The following is a 2,874-nucleotide window of genomic DNA, read 5'->3' on the forward strand; positions in this document are numbered from 1 at the left end:
ACACGACCGACCTGAAGGTTTTCGAACCCGTCTTCCCGCAGGCCTACAACGACATGCGTCGCGACGCTGCGGTCTCCTACGGTGCCAAGAAATACGACAAGGCGTTCGCGCAATTCCAGCGCCTGGCCTGCGCCGGCGACGTGCAGAGCCAGTCGGCACTGGGGCGCATGTACATCGATGGCCATGGCGTGCAGCAGGATGACTTGAAGGGATACGCCTGGCTCAAGATGGCGGCCCAGGTCATTTTCCCGAAGTACCAGTATGTCGTGAAGGAACTGGAACAGGCCATGACGCCGAATCAGAAAGAAGTCTCGAGTGCCATGGTTGCGGACTACATGAAGTACTACAGTTTTGCCGCCACCGGCATGAGTTGCTCGCCGGCAGTCATGAATGATGATCCGATTCCGAATGAAATTGATTGCATACCTACTCGCCAGGCCGAACGCTTGATGCTGCGGCGCTGCGAAGCGCCCGAGCAGGCCCTGATCAAGATGGAAACAAGCAAGGCCGAGTAAGGCCGGAAATCACGGCGACCACGGATTCAGGCAGTGTCCCTGCCTGAATCCGGTTTGGCCGGCACTCTTGATGTGTCATTCCATCGCGTCGTGAATGGCAATACATCTGCGCCCACGGCACCGGCCGAAAGCAGGAAGGCCATCGCCTGATCGACACTCCAGTCGGTTGCCGTCAATCGTTCGACTGGCACGATTTCGAGATAGCCGCCTGTAGGATTCGGCGTCGTCGGTACGTAGACTGCGGCAAGCTCGCGTCCCCCGGCATCATGGAAAACCCGCGTGACGAATCCGATCGACTTCAGATCCGGCGACGGAAAATCGATCAGGACGACCCGTTGTGTCCCGCTGGGCTTGTTCTGCAGGACTGACATGAGTTTCTTGGTGCCGCCATAGATCGAATGCACGATCGGGATCCGCTCGATCAGGCTCTCCATGCCGGCAATCAGGCGCCGTCCAAGCACGAAGTTGGCAGCCAGGCCGACCATATACAGCGACACCACGGTAATCACGAACGCACACAGCGAGATCAGCCAGGGTTGGCCAAGGATTTCGCCGGTGGCAGGCCAACTGCCGCCGAGCGTGCTGATCATCCACGCGACCAGCGGAGCGCTGACCTCCGAAAGAAGCCCGAATACGAACTTGAAGACCAGCCAGGTCAGCCATAGCGGCACAAAGGTCAGCAGGCCAGTGATCAGATAGCGCTTGATGTGGAGCTGTCGCTTGGCCATGTCGAACTCCGGTTCCATCGAATGGGGATTATCGCGGCAATGCCGGGATCAGGCCAGCAGACAGGTCCATGCCGCTTCGCGAACATGGTCAAGTGCGGGCGCGCGTGGCAGTCTCTACCGCTGACGGTCGAATCGGAAAACGCAGGGGCCCGGATCCATGTCGACACAGCGCAGCACACCCATTCCAGCCCAGGCGCCACCGACCGGTGAGGCATTCCCGTTGCAGGCGGAGCGCGGTGTGCGGCCCATCGTGATCGCAGTCATGGGTTTGCCCGGAGCTGGCAAGAGCGTTGTCGCGCGTGCAATCGAGGATCAACTGGGGTTGCGCCGAGTCTGTCGTGACCGTATCAGGGCTGCGATGTTTCCGCGCTGCAGCTACAGTTTCATCGAGAAACGTGCAGCCTATCGGAGCCTGCTCCTGGCCCTGGAAATCAATTGCATGCTGGGCGCCGGCAGCGTCATCGATGGAATGACGTTCTCGCGTCGCAGCGAACTGGATCGCGTCGCCGAAGTGGCCGCGAAACATCGCATCGTGACAATTCCGCTGCTTGTGGAATGCCCGCCAGACCTGGCCAGAGAGCGCGTGGCCAGAGACCTTGCCGCGAATAGCCACATCGCCACGGACCGCACGCCCGAAACGGTCAACGATGTCCTGGCGCGGCGTGATCCGCCGCCGGAAGGTACGCTCACCGTGGACGCCACATTGCCGGCGGCCGACATGTGTCGTGCCGCCCTCGCTGCGATTCGTGATGGCATTGCCGCCGCCGTTTCCGGCAGCCCCACCTAAGATTCATGGACGGAGGACGCCTGTTTGCTCTCGCAGGAGCGATAATGCCTGCATGAACGACATTGTCCTGTCCACGCTGAATGCCCGTTATGCCCATGCATCCCTGGGTCTGCGCTACCTGCGCGCCAACCTGGGTGAATGGCGTGAAGCCTCATGCATTCGCGAGTTCGTGATCGGTCAGAAAACCGAAGAGATCGTTGAAAAGATACTTGAAGGGAAGCCGCGGATCATCGGGCTTGGCGTCTACATCTGGAATGTCGAGGAGAGCACCCGGCTGGTCGCGCAGCTCAAGGTGGTGGCACCGGAGCTGATCATCGTCCTCGGTGGTCCCGAAGTCAGTTTCGAGATCGGCGAGCAACGCATCTGCGCGCTGGCCGATTACGTGGTGGCCGGTTGGGGCGATGTCAGCTTCGCCAACCTGGTGCGCCAGTTGATGTGTGGGGAAGTGCCGGCGGCCAAGGTGATTGCCGGTGTCCAGGCGCCTTTGCCAGCCATTGCCTCGCCCTATTCCGAATACACCGATGAAGATGTTGGCCGAAGGCATCTCTACGTCGAGGCTTCGCGTGGCTGTCCATTCAAGTGCGAATTCTGCCTGTCGGCGCTGGACAAGACTGCCTGGCCGTTCCCGCTGGAGGCTTTTCTCGCCGATCTGGAATCCCTGTATGCGCGTGGGGCGCGCCAGTTCAAGTTCGTTGATCGCACCTTCAATCTCAAGGTCGACACCTCGCTTGCCATTCTCGACTTCTTTCTCGCGAAGATTGCAGCTGCGCCAGAGGATCCACCTTTCGTCCATTTCGAGCTGATTCCGGATCATCTGCCCGATCGCCTCAAGGAAGTCGTCGCG

4 protein-coding genes are annotated in these 2,874 nt (G+C 60.2%); 3 read left to right on the plus strand and 1 reads right to left on the minus strand.

The features are described 5' to 3' along the window. Positions 1-515: hypothetical protein (locus WBP53_RS01945; protein WP_423925390.1), on the plus strand; the 515-nt coding region annotated here is incomplete at its 5' end. A gap of 26 nt (positions 516-541) precedes the next feature. Here the strand turns inward: WBP53_RS01945 and WBP53_RS01950 are convergent. Continuing rightward, positions 542-1,243 carry a DUF502 domain-containing protein gene (locus WBP53_RS01950; protein WP_423925392.1) on the minus strand — a complete coding sequence of 234 codons (702 nt, stop codon included), beginning with the start codon at positions 1,241-1,243 and terminating at the stop codon, positions 542-544. Between the two features lie 157 nt (positions 1,244-1,400). Here WBP53_RS01950 and WBP53_RS01955 point away from each other — a divergent pair, with 157 nt between their 5' ends. Next, the gene (locus tag WBP53_RS01955; RefSeq protein WP_423925394.1) at positions 1,401-2,030 is read left to right on the plus strand and encodes an AAA family ATPase; all 630 of its coding nucleotides are present in this window, start codon (positions 1,401-1,403) and stop codon (positions 2,028-2,030) included. A 52-nt stretch (positions 2,031-2,082) separates the two neighbouring features. Next, on the plus strand, positions 2,083-2,874 hold a 792-nt coding region (locus WBP53_RS01960; protein WP_423925396.1), incomplete at its 3' end, for a B12-binding domain-containing radical SAM protein.

Source organism: Dokdonella sp. (assembly GCF_049593775.1).
Taxonomy (GTDB): Bacteria; Pseudomonadota; Gammaproteobacteria; order Xanthomonadales; family Rhodanobacteraceae; genus Dokdonella.

Coding starts and splice junctions, on each gene's coding strand:
- WBP53_RS01950 (WP_423925392.1), bottom strand. CDS start 1,243: ATGGCCAAGCGACAGCTCCACATCAAGCGCTATCTGATCACTGGCCTG.
- WBP53_RS01955 (WP_423925394.1), top strand. CDS start 1,401: ATGTCGACACAGCGCAGCACACCCATTCCAGCCCAGGCGCCACCGACC.